We start from the raw sequence: 16,119 nt of genomic DNA on the forward strand, positions 1-16,119 counted from the left end.
TATGTTTCAGCAGTTCCAGATAATGATCCAATGTTCTTAAAGTTTACTGCAAAAATCGAAAACTTATTTCAATTTGCACACAACTTTTGAGATTGATCCGTTAAATTTCACTTAAAAAGTCAATCATTTGTTTAAATTTTTGATTTTGGAAAGATTTTTGATAGTGTGTACCAGATAAAATTGTTTCGCCCTATTATTTGGCATAAACTCTTTTAATTACTAATCCACGCAAAAGGAAACCTATGAAAAGATATTATGCAGTGTTAATTCCCTTTTACACTATTTTTCTACTATATATGATGTTTTATGGATGTGGACGCCATCCTGAATTTGGATTCCTACAACTTAATCCGCTTCAAAGCATCACTTACTTTTTACGATACAATAACTTCTTCTCAGAAAAGTTTATGGTAAATATCGTAGGAAATATTTTGGTCTTCATCCCATTTGGTGGACTTGGTCTATTAGTTAGAAAACTGAACAACCTACCTCTACTGTTTTGTTTATTTGTTTGTGGAATTTCTACTATAGAACTTTTACAGTATTGGACAGCCAGAGGAACTGCTGATATAGACGATGTTTTCTTGAATACCTTCGGAATGTTGATTGGATACTTTGCTCTTCAAGTAGCAAAATGGTTGGATATTTCAGACATCAGGCTAGAACTTAATTATGAAAAGCCTTTTACTTCTTATTCATATAATAAATAAGCTGACCTAATTTATAAAAATCAAGAGCTTTTAGAGAGATATTTCCTTCTAAAAGCTTTTTTTGTACGTACGGCTTCGACAATGTGTAAATCAACCTGTAAAGAAAAATACCGCCTGTTTTTTTCAATTGTGAGTAAGCTTGGGCTAGTTTGATTTTAGAGATCCTTTCGACATCTTTATCACTTTTTATTAGCTGAGAAAGACTTTTTGCGGATTGGTCAGCTTTCGAAAGAAAAACTTCATTAGTCTCCACATCATTATTAAAAATAGGATTGTCGATATGGTCTATAAATATCTTATTCTTGAATAAATCTTTCGCGAAAATCAAATCTTCATAACCGTATTGCGTAATAGTCTCATTAAAAGGATTTTCCTTCAGAATATTCTTTTTGACAATAAAGTTATTGGTTTGAAAGTCCAAATACGGAGATTTCAAGCGTCGTTTTAATGGTAAATTCTCTCTTTCTACAGCAAATTTCCATCTAAGACCAAATTCCGACGAAGGTTTTACATCACTCACTTTTCTACCACCAAAAACGACGTCTGGATTTTTAGTAATAATAAAATCTATGTAATTTTTAAGAAAATCAGGACTGATTATTTTACCATCGCAGTCCAGAAAAAGCAAGTATTCTGACTGAGAATAATTTAGAAACAAGTTTCGAATTTTAGAGCGTCCAATGTTTTTATCAAGGAAAACAAATTGGCTTACGGTTTTCTCTAAATTCTTATTTATATTAATGAATTCAGTTTTAGAATGGTCATCGATTAAGATAATTTCAGCATCCAATTCATTTGAAACAATCTGATTCTGAAGGCCTTTTACCAAATCATTGACATCAAAATTATAAACAGGAATACAAATACTTAGCTTCATATTCTATCAATAATTTTCTGAATGTTCAATTCCTCCAGACAAGCATAATCGCCACGGAAACACTTTTTATCTCCAAAAACAGAACAAGGTCTACAAGATAAATCCTTAACGTGGACGATATCATCTTCGCTTTGTCCATAACCCAAAAAACCTGCAAAATGATGCGTTGAACCCCAAACCGAAATACATCTGGTTCCCATCAGACTCGCCAAATGCATATTCGCTGAGTCCATAGAAATCATCACTTCAAGTTCAGAGATTTTTTTCAGTTCTTCTTTCAAAGATAATTTTCCGGATAAACTATGTGTATTGGGAATTTGTTTTTCCCATTTTGTTAGGATTTCATTTTCTTCATTTCCGCCTCCGAAAAAATACACTTTATGCGTTTTTGCTAAGATTCTAGCCAGCTCAAAAGATTTTTCTTCGGGCATCATTTTCCCTTTGTGTTGAGCAAAAGGTGCAAAGCCAATGTCTTTCTTCGTTATATTTTCTGGTCTTAATTGATTAGATAAGTTAAGAGAAAAGCCCATATCTCTGAAAACATCCGCATAACGTTCTGTTGTTCTTTTCAATTGAACTTTATCCAGATTCCAGACATCAGTCAGTTTTTCTTTTTCATCTTTACCTTTATCAATTTGGTAAACCTTGAATCCGTGTCTGAAGAAAATAGCATTCAGCATTTTTGTTCTGATGACATCGTGAAGGTCAGCAACAAAGTCTGGTTTAAATTCTTTAATTAATTGTCTTGTCAATTTTCTGATGCCGAAAATCCCCTTATACTCATCAAAACTGATTCCGTGGAATTTGAGTCTTGGATGTTTATCAAAAAGGTCTTTAAAGTTTTCTCTGCTCACAAAAACAATTTCCGTATCGGGATTCTGTTCTAGAAACTCAACACAAACAGGAACTGTCATTGCTACATCTCCGAATGCAGAAAAACGATATGCCAGAATTCTTTTCACCTACTTCTTTAGTTGAAATGCAACTGCGTAAAATTTGATTTGCTTGGTCATTGCCATTAAACCGTTTGCTCTTGATGGCGACAAGAACTCCTGCAATCCTATTTCCGAAATAAAATCAAAATCAGAATCAAGAATCTCCTGAGTCTTATGACCACTATAAATTCTTACCAAAAGTGAAACTATTCCTTTTGGTAAAATCCCATCAGAATCTGCATTGAAAAACAATTTTCCGTCAGTAAATTCTGCATCAATCCAAACTTTGGATTGACAGCCTCTGATTAAGTTTTCGTCCGTTTTTTTATCTTCAGGAAGTCCTTTCAGCTCTTTTCCAAGGTCTATGATATATTCGTATTTCTGTTCCCAATCGTCTAGAAAGGCGAATTCTTCTATGAGTTCCTGTTGTTTTTCTTTGATTGTCATTCAAAAGAATATTTGAATTAAAATTAAATTATTTTACCGATTGAGCAATATTAGCAATTACTTTTACGGCAGCCAACATACTTTCCAAAGGTACAAATTCGTAAGGTCCGTGGAAATTGTGTCCGCCAGCAAAGATATTTGGACAAGGTAATCCCATATAAGATAACTGTGCTCCATCTGTTCCTCCTCTAATCGCTTTGATTTTCGGTTCTATTCCAGAATCTTTCATTGCTTGCTCTGCAATATCTACGATATGCATTTTACCTTCAAATTGTTTTTTCATATTGAGATATTGCTGCTTGATTTCTATCTCAGCAGTTTTCTCTCCATATTTTTTGTTGATTTCCTCAACTTTATCAGCAATCGATTTTTTTCTATCTACGAATTTCTGGTCATCGTGGTCACGAATGATGTATTGAAGTTTAGCTTCGGAAACATCGCCTTCAAAATCTGTCAAATGGAAAAATCCTTCAAACCCTTTCGTTGTTGCTGGCGTTTCGTTTGCTGGGAGTGAATTGATAAATTCTGAAGCCACTAATCCTGCATTCAGCATTTTACCAAAAGAATAACCTGGATGAACAGACAATCCGTGGATTTTTACAACAGCGCCGGCTGCGTTGAAGTTCTCATATTCCAACTCTCCTATTTCTCCTCCATCCATTGTGTAAGCCCATTCTGCTCCGAATTTCTCCACATCAAAATGATGTGCGCCTCTTCCAATCTCTTCATCTGGATTGAATCCGATTGAGATTCTTCCGTGTTTGATTTGTGGATTGGCTAAAAGGAATTCTGCCGCAGTTACAATCTCTGCAACACCTGCTTTATCATCAGCACTCAACAATGTTGTTCCGTCTGTTGTGATGATGGTTTGCCCGATATATTTCTTTAAAGCTTCAAATTTGGTTGAGGACAAAGTGAATCCTGTTTCTTTGTTCAGTAACAGATCTTCTCCGTCATAGTTTTCCCAGATCTGAGGATTCACATTTTCACCATTGAAATCCGGTGACGAATCATAATGTGCAATGAACCCAACTTGTGGAACTTTTTCCTCTTTATTAGAAGGAATGAATCCAAAAACGTAACCCTTCTCATCAATACTCACATCTTCCAATCCTAAATCCTGTAATTCTTTGTACAGATAATTAGCGATATCCCACTGCCTTTCTGTAGAAGGAGTCGTCTCACTTTCTGCGTCGCTGGTTGAAAATATCTTGATGTAAGTAATGAATCTATTAAGGAGTTTTTCTCTCCAAATACCGTCTAATTGGATGTTTTCCATATAATTTGCTATATCTCCGCAAAGTTATATATTTATGCAGTGAACGACAAATAATATGTTGTCAGAGTTGAGTCTTGATTATAACAGATAAACGATGATTGATTACTAAAAAGTTCTTACACGCTGTAATTGCAGCCCGACTTGAGTGGAGCTCTTTTTCTTTTTTGATAAAAAAGAAAAAAGCGGGAACGGAAGGCGGATTAAGCTGCCCAAATATTTAAAATTGAAAGACCAATGTTCTTAACCGAATGTCCACGTGACGCGATGCAAGGCTGGGGAGAAATGATTCCTACGCAACAGAAAATAGATTATATCAACCGACTGATGGAGGTCGGTTTTGACGTGTTGGATTGCGGAAGTTTTGTGAATCCTAAAACAATACCTCAAATGGCAGATTCTGGGATTGTGATAGACGAAATAGACAAGTCACTTTCCAATACAAAGCTTTCTGTGATTGTTGCTAACTTTAAAGGTGCAGAAAAAGCTTTGAGCCACGAGCAGGTTGACATTCTTGGATTTCCTTTTTCTATTTCTGAAACTTTTCAACATAGAAATACGAATAAAAGTCGTGAAGAGGCTTTTACAGAAGTTGTGAATATCTTGGAACTGACAAAATCTGAAGGCAGACAACTGAATCTCTATTTTTCGATGGCTTTTGGAAATCCTTATGGTGAAAGCTGGAAATGGGAATATGTCGATTTTTGGGCGAAACGCTTTGAAGAAATCGGAATAAAAAATATTTTACTTTCTGATACTACTGGCGTTGGTAATGTGGAGAAAATATCACTTTTGTTTAATATAATTCCTGCAAAATATCCTGAGATTAATTTCGGAGCGCATTTTCATAACAGATATGAAGAATCTTATGTAAAACTAAAAGCAGCGTATGACGAAGGCTGCAGAAGATTTGATAGCGCTATAAAAGGAATTGGCGGTTGCCCGATGGCGAAGGATGACTTGGTGGGAAATATGCCGACTGAGAAAGTGTTTACTTTTATGCAGTCAGAGAAGCTGGATGTTCATCAGAATCTTCTACATTTTGAAAGTGCTTATAATATGGCGAAGGATATTTTTCATTTCTGAATTATCTGATTAGACCTAAATTATATCATACTTTAACAATTATTCATATTTAGAATTCAAAATTTCAAAAAATTAGTGTAATTTTATTACAGAAAAAACAATTTAATATAATCAGGTTATGACTTCAAAAACAACTTACTTAGGCGAATCTAAAATCGAATCTGTACACGAAGCCTCTGGTGAAGTTTTCTCAACTTATGTTCCTTCCAACGATTTTGCTGTGAGAGATCATTTTTCTCCGACAGACATTTTCGCAACTGCATTAGCTGAGAGTGTATTTGCTTCCCTAGTTGTTTTAGGTAAAGATAGAAACATCGACATCACAGGAGCAACTTGTGAATTGAAAAAAACAATGTACTTTGAACCAAGAAGAATTGGTGAGATTTTCTGCGTATTCAAATTTCCTCATTCTTATTCTCCAGAAGAGAAAGAGTTTATCGAGAATACCGCTAAAACAAGTCCGGTTTATCTTAGTTTACACACAGAAATTAAGAAAATATTCCTTTTCGAATATCAAAATTAAAATAGAAAATCCTGCAAATTGCAGGATTTATTTTTTATAACATACCAAGTTCAAACTTTGCTTCTTCACTCATCATTTCTTTGGTCCAAGTTGGTTCAAAAGTTAGTTCGATTTTCGCAGATTTTACTCCTTCTACTCCTCTTACTTTATCTTCTACTTCTACAGGTAAAGTTTCTGCAACTGGGCAATTTGGAGAGGTTAATGTCATTATTACCAGAACTTCGCCTTCATCCGAAATCTGGACGTCGTAAACCAATCCAAGTTCATAAATATCAACCGGAATTTCTGGGTCAAAAACGGTTTTAAGCTCCTTGATTATTTCTTCGCCAATATCTGCAATTTGGTCGTCTGTATATTTCATTTTAATCTAATCTTTTTAATAAATCTTCCTGACGCATCCGCCTGAAAACATTTGCCAAAGTTAAGACATCTTTTTCACAATAATGAATGATTCTATCTATATCACCGTCTTTGTAGTATATATCGGCAACCATGCTTCCATCGATATCGTCTTTTGGAGAGGGAATTCCAAAGATATGAGCAAGTAATTCTAATGAAACATAACTTTTCCAATCTCCGAATTTCCAGAGTTCCATTGTATCGATATGAGGAATTTCCCAAGGTTTTTTCCCAAACATCTGAAACGGAATTGGTGGTTGAATTCCATTAATTAAAAGTCTTCTCGCAATGTAAGGAAAATCAAATTCCTTTCCATTGTGAGCGCAAAGAATAACATTATTCAATCGAGAATTGTTAAATAACTCACAGAAAGAAAGTAACAAATCTTTTTCTTCTCCAGAATAAGTCTTGATTTTAAGCTTTCCGGTATTGTTATCAATCATTCCAATAGAGATACAGATAATCATCCCGAACTCTGCCATTATTCCTGCTCGTTGTTCATAGAATTCTGAAGCTTCGATTTCTTCTTTTCTCTGAGACTTGGTTTTCTTATCCCAAAGATATTGTGTTGTAGAATCTACATTATTCCAATTGTCAATTTGAGGAACAGTTTCGATATCAAGAAAAAGAATATTTTCTATAGGAAGGTTCTGTATCATAGCAAATTAAGTTGTTATAAATATACAAAAAAACCCAACATTGCTGCTGGGTTATATTTATAATTCTAAAATTAATTAGAAAGGATATTCGTAAATCTCCGATTCGTGGAAGAAAGGGTTTCCTGTAGGCATCAACTTTAATTTTGATAAAGCTGTCATTACAGTGAAAACAAATAATCCAACTACAAAAACAAATGAACCTAATACCAATAAAGCATTTGAAGCATTGTTCCAATAAGGACCAACTGTTCCTGGCATTACCATATTGAAGTAATCTACGGCGTGTCCAAAAATTACCAAAACAGCCATAAAGGTTACTACTTTATAATTTCTCTTGATGCTGCTGCTTACTAAAACCAATAAAGGAGCTAGAAAGTTTACCACAAGCATTGGCAAGAAGGTAGGCCCATAATATTCAAATCTTCCAAAGAAATAGTTAACCTCTTCTGGCACATTAGCATACCAATAAAGCATAAACTGACAGAACCAAAGGTAGGACCACAACAAACTAGTAGCAAATAAGAATTTACCAAGATCGTGAAGGTGATTGTTATTAAACTGAGGATAAACTCCTTTCTTTTTTAGATAAACACTGATGATAATCATTACAGCGATAGAAGTTGATAAACAACTAACCATTGAATACCAAATATAAAGTGTAGAATACCAGTGAGGGTCAATTGACATTAACCAATCCCAAGCCCAAGCTGCAGAAGCAAATCCGAAGAATGCGATGTAACCAACACTCCAGCTATACAAACTAGCGTAGATTTTTCTATCGCCTTTGTTCTCATCAACTTTTTTAGAAACACTTTTCAGTTTCCAAACGAAGAACGATGCTCCAATTACATAAATCAAAGTTCTAACTGCATAGAAAGGAATATTAAGGAATTTTTTCTTTTCGAAAAGTATAACATCAAATTCCGGAGAATTCGGGTCTGTTAAATTGGGGTCCATCCAATGGAAAAGGTGGCCTTGGTGAGTAATATTCAGTAACATAATAATTACCAAAAGTGCTCCTCCATAAGGAATGAATGAAGCAATCGCTTCCATAATTCTTGTTACAATAATAGACCAACCCGCGTGTGCTGCGTGCTGGATACTGTAAAAGAACAAAGCACAACAGCTGATTCCAAAAGCGAAAACTGCAAATGTATGAATTGCTGCCAATGGCTGATTATGAATCTGATGCTTAGCGTGCTCCAAGTGCGCTTCGTGGTCTTGAGGACCAACCAATTCGCTAGAATGAGAAGGTGCTTCGTGTCCTTTTGAATGGACTGACTCCATCCAATGAGAGATTGCCGTATCATCCAATCCGTGGTTAAGTGCATAACCAATACCGAATAAAGCAACTCCTACAACAATGAGTATAATTGAATATAATCTTAATTTAGGTGAAAAACTATACATTTTCTATTTTTTTATTTAGCATTGGTTTTATCTTCAGTTGCTGCTGGTGCAGCCTCAGTTGGAGCAACGGTAGCAGTTGGAGCTTTGAATGTATTATAAACATACAATGCTACTCTCCATCTATCTCCAACATTCAATTGTCCTGCATAAGAACCCATTGCGTTTCTACCATTAGTCAAAACATAGTGGATAGAACCGATTGTGATATCTCTATCTGCATAATTAGGAACTCCAGAATAAGCACCGCTTTTTACAATTGGTCCTTGTCCATCACCTCCTGTACCGTGACAAGCAGAACAAGTATGGTCGAATAATACTTTTCCTCTAGCTAAATCTTTTTCAAGATTTTTAGGATTCAAAGGAGAAGCAGTAACCAATCTTGAAGCATCATAACCTGCGTTATATTCGTCAACATTTTTAGGTAAAGTTTCCTCACTTACGATTCCGTCTTTGTTTTGGGGAACAGTTCCTTCTACAGGAGAAAGTCCAGTTGCTCCGTTACGAGCTACAAAAGCAGGGATTTCATTTTCGTGGTCAGAATATGCATCCTTAGCTTTCATCAATGGATCATAAGCCACAGGAAAATACATATCAGGAAAATAGACCAAAGGTGGGTTATCTTTTGGACCGCAAGAATTTAGTAAAACAGTAGTTAAACCAAAGATTGCTGTAATTTTTAATATACTATTCTTCATCTTAGGCATCTTTTACGGTTATTTCTTCAACACCTGTATCAATTAACAGTTGTTTAATCGTTTCAACATCATCAGAAACAAACTCCATCATAAATTTGTCATCTGTAGTTCTAGGATCCGGATTCTGAGGTTTAGCACCTGGATACATTTTGTTTCTCACAAGAAATGTTAATGACATCAAGTGAGCAGAACAGAATACCATAAGCTCGAACATGGGATCAATAAAAGCTGGGAAGTTATTAATCCAGGTAAAAGAAGGTTTACCACCAATATTCTGTGGCCAGTCGTGGTTCATAATATAGGCTGTCATTGTGATACCAATGGTAACTCCATAACAAGCGTATATAAATGCTGCATCAGAAATTCTGGTTTTCTTTAAACCAAGAGCTTTGTCTAGTCCGTGAACAGGAAACGGTGTATAAACTTCATTTATACTAATTCCTTTATCATTGAAGGCTTTAACGCCGTGCATCAAATCATCGTCGTCGCCGTAAAGTCCATATATAATCTTAGTGGTGCTCATCTCCTTCTTTTGCTTTATAAGTTTCACCGGAAATTTTCAAAATACTCTTCAATTCTGCCTGTGCAATTACAGGGAATGTTCTCGCATACAAAAGGAATAATACAGAGAAAAATCCTATTGTTCCAAGATATACACCAACATCAATAATGGTTGGTTTAAACATTGTCCAAGATGATGGTAAATAATCTCTAGACAAGTTGATTACGATAATATCAAAACGCTCAAACCACATACCGATGTTGATAATCAATGCGATGATGAATGTCCAGAAGATATTAGTTCTCACTTTTTTGAACCAGAACGCTGCAGGTACAACCAAGTTACAGATAATCAATGCCCAGAATGCCCACCAATAAGGCCCAACAGCTGCTCCAGGAGATAGATATGTGAAATCTTCGAATCTTGATCCAGAATACCATCCGATGAAATATTCAGTTGCGTAAGCTACAGTTACCATACCACCTGTTACAACAATTACGATATTCATAATCTCGATGTGGTACATTGTGATATAGTCTTCTAAGTGACAAACTTTTCTTGCTACCAACAATAGGGTCTGTACCATCGCGAATCCTGAGAAAATCGCACCAGCAACGAAGTAAGGAGGATAGATAGTTGAGTGCCATCCTTTAATTACCGACGTAGCAAAGTCAAATGATACCGTGGTGTGTACCGAGAATACAAGCGGCGTTGCCAAACCTGCAAGAACCAAAGATAGTTCTTCGAATCTTTGCCAGTGTTTTGCTTTTCCACCCCATCCGAATGCAAGAAGTGTATAAATCTTTTTATTAAATGGAGTCTTAGCTCTATCTCTAATCATTGCAAAGTCAGGAATCAATCCCATAAACCAAAATACAACTGATACAGAGAAATAAGTCGAGATTGCAAATACGTCCCAAAGTAACGGCGAGTTGAAGTTGGTCCAAAGTGTACCAAACTGGTTTGGCAATGGGAAAACCCAATATCCAACCCAAACTCTACCCATGTGAATTACCGGGAAGATAGCTGCCTGGCAAACTGCAAAAATCGTCATCGCCTCTGCAGAACGGTTAACAGACATTCTCCATCTTTGTCTAAATAATAATAGTACCGCAGAGATTAGTGTACCTGCGTGACCAATACCTACCCACCATACGAAATTGGTAATATCCCAACCCCAGTTGATAGTTCTGTTAAGTCCCCACGCACCGATACCGGTTCCGATTGTGTAAGCGATACAACCAAATCCATAAACGAACAAGATTAAAGCCGCATACAAAGATGCCCACCATAATTTCCCTGCACGTTCTTCGATAGGTCTTGCGATATCTTCTGTGATATCGTGATAAGTCTTATGACCAATAATTAAAGGTTCCCTTATCGGAGCTTCGTAATGTCCTGACATTTTTTACCTATTTATTATTTAAACGTTTTTCTCTTCTTTTCTGTTTCTGATTTTTGCGTGATAGAATACGTTTGGTTTTGTACCAATCTCTTCAAGCAAAGTATATTTTCTATTTCCGTTGAACAAGCTTCTAACTTCAGATTCTACGTCATTCATATCACCGAATTTCATAGCGCCTGTAGAACAAGCAGATGCACAAGCAACAGCACCTTGGAATTCTGCATCCGTCACTCTTCTTCCCTCCTTCTTAGCATTCAGGATTGTAAGCTGCGTTTCTTGGATACAAAGAGAACATTTCTCCATTACCCCTCTTGTTCTTGTTACAACATCTGGGTTAAGAACCATTCTTCCCAAGTCATTGTTCATATTGAAATCGAACTTGTCATTCAACGCATAGTTGAACCAGTTGAATCTTCTTACTTTGTACGGACAGTTGTTTGCACAATATCTAGTACCGATACATCTGTTGTAAGCCATTTGGTTTTGACCTTGCTTACCGTGAGATGTTGCAGCTACTGGACAAACTGTTTCACAAGGTGCGTGGTTACAGTGCTGACACATTACGGGCTGGAAGATTACGTCCGGATTATCAGCCGCATTTTCCAAAGCTCCTTCAATTCCTAGAAGACTACTACCGTAAAGTTCTGGAACTGCCATTCCTTCTTTAAGACCTTCATAAACTTCAACTTTTTGCTCAGAAGAATAATAACGGTCAATTCTCAACCAGTACATATCTCTCGACATTCTGATTTCCTCTTTACCAACTACAGCTACGTTGTTCTCAGCCTGACAAGCAATTACACAAGCGCCACAACCTGTACAAGAGTTAAGGTCAACTGACAAGTTAAAGTGAGGACCATCTGTATCATCATAAGAATCCCAAAGGTCAACTTTACCAATTGGAAGTTCACCTCCAATAGTGTGCATTTTTAAAGGTGCATTCCAGTCATCAACAGGTTTATTAATAAAATCTTCTAAAGAAACTTCTTTAGCAATCTCATAACGACCCATCAATGTATTTTGAAGCTGCATTCCTGCAAATTCGTGAGTTTCTCCAGTTTTTTCAATTTTAACATTAGAAATAACTGTATTGTAACCGTCGAATAATGGATATGCATTGATTCCTGTTTCAGCAACTTTACCAGAATCTTTTTTACCATAACCAAGCGCCAATCCTAATGAACCTTCTGCTTGACCCGGCTGAATAAATACTGGAACATCTTTCAATGTTACACCATTTACAGTAAGATTAACTTTGTCACCATCCAACTGCATTCTTGCATTAAGGCTATTCTCAATATCAAGAGTTTTAGCATCTTTTGGAGAAATGGTTAAGTAGTTATCCCAAGACAATCTAGAAATTGGGTCTGGAAGCTCCATCAACCAAGGGTTGTTAGACTGTGTTCCGTCACCGATACCTGATTTAGTATAAAGTTGTAATTCGAATTCAACATTTTTAAATGCTGATAATTCTGCAACAGCCTGAGCTGCGTTTCCTCCAGCATAGCTTAATCCCATTGAAAGGCCTCCATTCGTGAAACCATTATAAAGGTTTTTGTTGAAAGAAAGACCGCCGTTAAGAACTAAAGCATTTGCTTTAAGATAATTATAATAGTTATTAGCAGGACTATTTTTACCATTAATCCAAACTAATAAAGATTCTTCAACTTGTCTGGAAGTATAAATCTTCTGAATTGTAGGCTGCATCAAAGAATATGCTCCTGTTTCTGGAGTTATGTCTCCCCAAGATTCTAACCAGTGAGTATAAGGAATCACTGCTTTAGAAGCTTTGTACATATCATTCTTTTTGTCTACAATCGCTACAGAGTAAGGAACTTTTGAGAAAGCCGCCTTAAGAGATTCTCCTTTTGCATGAGAGTAAACTGGATTCACGTTGTTAGTAATCAAAACACCAACTTGTCCTCCATTTAACCAAGAAACAAATTCATTGAATCTTGCGTTATCGTACTCTTTAAGGAAATTAGCTTTACCTGTGAAAGCTTTAGAACCTAATTTTTGATTGATAAGATGTGCTAAAACATAAGCTGCTTTTGAACCGTCAGCAAAAACAACAGCTTTGTCGCCTTTAGCCTGAAGTTCTTTAACGATTGCAGAAGCTGTTTTATCAGAAGTTCCACCGTTAAGACCGTTATAAACTTCTACCAAAGTGTTGAAAACTGCACTTGGCTTCAATTTATATCTTGAATCTGAGTTAGCTCCCGTTAAGCTCATATTAGATTCAACCTGAATATGTCTTAACATATTTTCTCCAGGTTTTCTAGCAGCAGCGTAAGAAACTTCTAAACTTCCTCCATTGTAATCTCCTAAGAAATCTGCGTTGAAAGAAACTACCAATTGACTTGTACTCAAATCATAAACTGGCAATGCTCTTTGTCCGAAAACTTCCTGTGCAGCATCCAAAGCCGCAGCGTGAGGATATGCATCATAAGTGATTAATTCAGCAGAAGGATATTTTGTTTTAAAATCAGCGAATAATTTTTTGAAAGTCGGGCTCGGGAAAGAGTGAGATAATACGACAATCTTTTTACCACCAGCTTGAGATTCTGCTAATCCTTTAAGGATAAAATCATCAACTTTATTGAAATTCTCTTGCTCTTCTCCGTTCAAAGCTGGTTTTTTTACTTTATCATTATCATAAAGAGAAAGAACACTAGCTTGAGCTCTGGCATTAGTTGTACCTAATGAACCAGCTGCTGGGTTAGGATCAATTCTGATAGGACGACCTTCTCTTGTTTTTACCAAAACACTTGAGAAATCGAAACCGTCAAAATATGAAGATGCGTAAAAATTCGGGATACCAGGAATGATATCGTGAGGTTTTACAACATAAGGAATCGTTTTAAGAACCGGTGCCTCACAAGCTGCTAATGTAACAGCCGCAGTAGAAAATCCTAATATCTTAAGGAAATCTCTACGAGAAGTCCCTGAACTATTAGAATCATCTAAGAATTCTTCAACCGGAATTTCATTCTGGAACTCTTTTGCCGCTAACTTTCCAGTTAAAGTCGGGTCTTTTAGTTCGTGAATACTTCTGAATTGTATTTTATTTGAAGCCATTTATACTTCTAATTTTTGTTATTAATAATGACATTTACCACACTCAAGACCTCCAATCGCATCTACAGTAATCTTACTACCTTCACCATATTGTTTTTTCAACTTATCGTGTAGATTTTTGAAGTATTCTTTATTATAACCGTTGTTCATATCTACTTCGGTAGTCCTGTGACATTCGATACACCATCCCATTGTGAAGTTGTTAGCCATTTGAACTACGTTCATTGTATCAATTTTACCGTGACAAGCTTTACAAACAACATCAATCTTGTTAGCAGCATCTTTCTGCTTAGCATTGAAACTATTGATGATTGCCTGCTCACCAGCAACAACGTGCTGAGAGTGATTGAAATATACGAAATCTGGCATATTGTGAATTCTCGTCCACTCAACAGGCTCTGTTTTTCCAGTATAAGCCTGCTTATCTTCATCCCATCCTACATGAGCATAAATCTTTTTGATTTCTCCTGTGTAGAATTCTCTATCTTTTCCTGGCTCAATATATTTCCCTTTGTATTCAGAAATAGAACGGTGACAGTTCATACAAACATTAAGAGAAGGAATCTCAGAAACTTTACCATATTTTGCACCTGAGTGACAAAGCTGACAGTCGATTTTATTTTCTCCAGCGTGAATCTTGTGGGAGAAATAGATTGGCTGCTCTGGAGCGTATCCTTTGTAAACACCAACCCACATCAACCAGTTCCAAACACCATACACAGCAAATAACGCTAACAAACCTACAACTCCTTTTCCTACATAACTGTATTTTTCATACAATGCAGAGAAAGAAGTTAATCTAGTAGAATTAAGTTCTGATAACTCTGGAGTCTGCTGAAGTTTTACTAATTGACGAATTTTAATCAACAACCAGAACAGTAAACTTGCAATTGCAATCAATGCTGCTATTACTATTTTAGAGTTCAATTGTTCTGCTTTTTGAGCTTCGATGGCTGCGGTGCTATTTACATCCGCACCTTCTGTTGCAGCATCCGCCGCAGGCTCTTCTTTAGGAGGATTGGTTGTGTACTCCAAGATATCATCGACATCTTGGTCAGAAAGAGTTCCTTCGAAAACTTGCATAGCAACTTTTCCATTTTCCTCATAAATCTTGTTTGCGTACGCATCGCCAGACGCCCTAAGCTTCTCATTATTGAGAATCCATTTGTGAAGCCAGTCAACATCTTGACCGTCTTTTTTAACTTTTTCAACAACACCGCCAAGTGCTGGCCCTACAACTTTTTTATCCAGTGCGTGACACGCAGTACAGTTAGCCTTGAACAGCTCCTGACCTTTCTTCGGATCGCCTTGTGCATAAACGGAAGCGCCGGTTGATAACAATAGACCAATTGCTATCAGACCCTTTTTGTAATGCTTTCTCCAACTAATCATTTATATAATCTTGGGTTAGTAAATTTTATTCAGTTTACATTCAATCCGGCAAAAATAACACTTTAACAAAAATTAAGAAGACCTTATCGCATCCTTTTTTTTCATTTATAATTAATTTGTAAGCATTCTAAATAACGGAGTTTGCGTTTCAATCAATTTATTTTAAATTTGCTAAAAATATTTTAAATGAACAACCTGCTTAAGCTTTTCATAATCTCAACATTATTTTGTTTTTACCAAACTGATGCTCAATATGTTGTGAAAAAAGATACTTTATCCGGAACTGAGCTTTCTTTTGCACTAGATGAGCGTGTGAATGATGCTCTGGAAAAAATTGAAGACAACTGTAACAGAAATTCTGGTGCTCCTGTAAAAACTCCAAATAAAGTTTTGGTTGCAAACAGAGAACTTACAAATGCCGAAATCTGCAGAAAGAATCCCAAAATTATGGGTTTCAAAATTCAAGTTGTGATTGTAAAAAGTAATGATGAAGCTAGAAAGATAGCAACAGAATTCAGAAATGATTTTAGAAACCTGAAGGTTGAGACCGATGCATCATTAAGACCTAACTATAAAATATTAGCCGGAAGTTATTTCTCAAAACAAAGTGCAGCAGACGATTTGAGAAATGTTTCGAAAGTCTATCCCAAGGCGCGTGTCATTCCATACGCAGTCTTTTGTGTAGAAGCTAAATAACTATAAGTTAAAAAAAGTAAAAATCCTTC

16 protein-coding genes are annotated in these 16,119 nt (G+C 36.1%); 4 read left to right on the forward strand and 12 right to left on the reverse strand.

What is annotated here, in order from left to right:
* The first annotated feature begins 242 nt into the window (after nucleotides 1-242).
* Nucleotides 243-710 (forward strand): VanZ family protein, encoded by a 468-nt coding sequence (locus DRF58_RS08115; RefSeq protein ID WP_116034501.1) that lies wholly within the window; start codon nucleotides 243-245, stop codon nucleotides 708-710.
* On the opposite strand, the gene DRF58_RS08120 is transcribed toward DRF58_RS08115, so the two are convergent.
* From DRF58_RS08120 to pepT, 4 genes are read right to left on the reverse strand one after another with little or no spacing between them, the layout of a single operon-like run.
* The gene (locus DRF58_RS08120) at nucleotides 685-1,587 is read right to left on the reverse strand and encodes a glycosyltransferase family 2 protein (protein ID WP_116034502.1); all 903 of its coding nucleotides are present in this window, start codon (nucleotides 1,585-1,587) and stop codon (nucleotides 685-687) included. The two genes, DRF58_RS08115 and DRF58_RS08120, sit on opposite strands and share 26 nt — an antisense overlap.
* Complete coding sequence (locus DRF58_RS08125) at nucleotides 1,584-2,549, reverse strand: glycosyltransferase family 9 protein (RefSeq protein ID WP_245955384.1); 966 nt, start codon at nucleotides 2,547-2,549, stop codon at nucleotides 1,584-1,586. Before DRF58_RS08125 ends, DRF58_RS08120 begins: the two co-directional genes overlap by 4 nt.
* Entirely contained in the window at nucleotides 2,550-2,969 is a 420-nt protein-coding gene (locus DRF58_RS08130; protein WP_116034503.1) for a SufE family protein, read from the reverse strand.
* Nucleotides 2,970-2,997: 28 nt separating this feature from the next.
* Complete coding sequence (gene pepT / locus DRF58_RS08135; protein WP_116034505.1) at nucleotides 2,998-4,248, reverse strand: peptidase T; 1,251 nt, start codon at nucleotides 4,246-4,248, stop codon at nucleotides 2,998-3,000.
* A 234-nt stretch (nucleotides 4,249-4,482) separates the two neighbouring features.
* Between pepT and DRF58_RS08140 the strand changes: the two genes are divergently transcribed.
* Together DRF58_RS08140 and DRF58_RS08145 are read left to right on the forward strand one after the other, a co-directional pair.
* Nucleotides 4,483-5,331, forward strand: coding sequence for a hydroxymethylglutaryl-CoA lyase (locus tag DRF58_RS08140; protein ID WP_116034506.1), 849 nt, complete (start codon nucleotides 4,483-4,485; stop codon nucleotides 5,329-5,331).
* A 118-nt stretch (nucleotides 5,332-5,449) separates the two neighbouring features.
* The gene (locus tag DRF58_RS08145; RefSeq protein WP_116034508.1) at nucleotides 5,450-5,854 is read left to right on the forward strand and encodes an OsmC family protein; all 405 of its coding nucleotides are present in this window, start codon (nucleotides 5,450-5,452) and stop codon (nucleotides 5,852-5,854) included.
* Nucleotides 5,855-5,888: 34 nt separating this feature from the next.
* Here the strand turns inward: DRF58_RS08145 and DRF58_RS08150 are convergent, their stop codons facing one another.
* The 8 genes from DRF58_RS08150 to DRF58_RS08185 form a co-directional block, all read right to left on the reverse strand.
* Nucleotides 5,889-6,215 carry an SUF system Fe-S cluster assembly protein gene (locus DRF58_RS08150; protein WP_027383088.1) on the reverse strand — a complete coding sequence of 109 codons (327 nt, stop codon included), beginning with the start codon at nucleotides 6,213-6,215 and terminating at the stop codon, nucleotides 5,889-5,891.
* A gap of 1 nt (nucleotide 6,216) precedes the next feature.
* Nucleotides 6,217-6,912, reverse strand: coding sequence for a 3'-5' exonuclease (locus DRF58_RS08155; protein WP_116034509.1), 696 nt, complete (start codon nucleotides 6,910-6,912; stop codon nucleotides 6,217-6,219).
* 75 nt (nucleotides 6,913-6,987) lie between these two features.
* The gene (locus tag DRF58_RS08160) at nucleotides 6,988-8,322 is read right to left on the reverse strand and encodes a quinol:cytochrome C oxidoreductase (protein ID WP_116034511.1); all 1,335 of its coding nucleotides are present in this window, start codon (nucleotides 8,320-8,322) and stop codon (nucleotides 6,988-6,990) included.
* An 11-nt stretch (nucleotides 8,323-8,333) separates the two neighbouring features.
* Nucleotides 8,334-9,026: a c-type cytochrome gene (locus DRF58_RS08165; protein ID WP_116034513.1), complete on the reverse strand. Its 693-nt coding sequence runs from the start codon at nucleotides 9,024-9,026 to the stop codon at nucleotides 8,334-8,336.
* Nucleotides 9,019-9,540 carry a DUF3341 domain-containing protein gene (locus DRF58_RS08170; protein WP_116034515.1) on the reverse strand — a complete coding sequence of 174 codons (522 nt, stop codon included), beginning with the start codon at nucleotides 9,538-9,540 and terminating at the stop codon, nucleotides 9,019-9,021. Before DRF58_RS08170 ends, DRF58_RS08165 begins: the two co-directional genes overlap by 8 nt.
* Nucleotides 9,527-10,924, reverse strand: coding sequence for an NrfD/PsrC family molybdoenzyme membrane anchor subunit (gene nrfD, locus DRF58_RS08175; protein ID WP_027383084.1), 1,398 nt, complete (start codon nucleotides 10,922-10,924; stop codon nucleotides 9,527-9,529). Before nrfD ends, DRF58_RS08170 begins: the two co-directional genes overlap by 14 nt.
* 18 nt (nucleotides 10,925-10,942) lie before the next feature.
* Entirely contained in the window at nucleotides 10,943-14,002 is a 3,060-nt protein-coding gene (locus DRF58_RS08180) for a TAT-variant-translocated molybdopterin oxidoreductase (protein ID WP_116034517.1), read from the reverse strand.
* 21 nt (nucleotides 14,003-14,023) lie between these two features.
* Nucleotides 14,024-15,394: a c-type cytochrome gene (locus DRF58_RS08185; RefSeq protein WP_116034519.1), complete on the reverse strand. Its 1,371-nt coding sequence runs from the start codon at nucleotides 15,392-15,394 to the stop codon at nucleotides 14,024-14,026.
* A 186-nt stretch (nucleotides 15,395-15,580) separates the two neighbouring features.
* On the opposite strand from DRF58_RS08185, the gene DRF58_RS08190 reads away from it, so the two are divergent.
* Complete coding sequence (locus DRF58_RS08190) at nucleotides 15,581-16,090, forward strand: SPOR domain-containing protein (RefSeq protein ID WP_116034520.1); 510 nt, start codon at nucleotides 15,581-15,583, stop codon at nucleotides 16,088-16,090.
* Nucleotides 16,091-16,119 lie beyond the last annotated feature (29 nt).

This window comes from Epilithonimonas hispanica (assembly GCF_003385395.1).
Lineage (GTDB): Bacteria > Bacteroidota > Bacteroidia > Flavobacteriales > Weeksellaceae > Epilithonimonas > Epilithonimonas hispanica.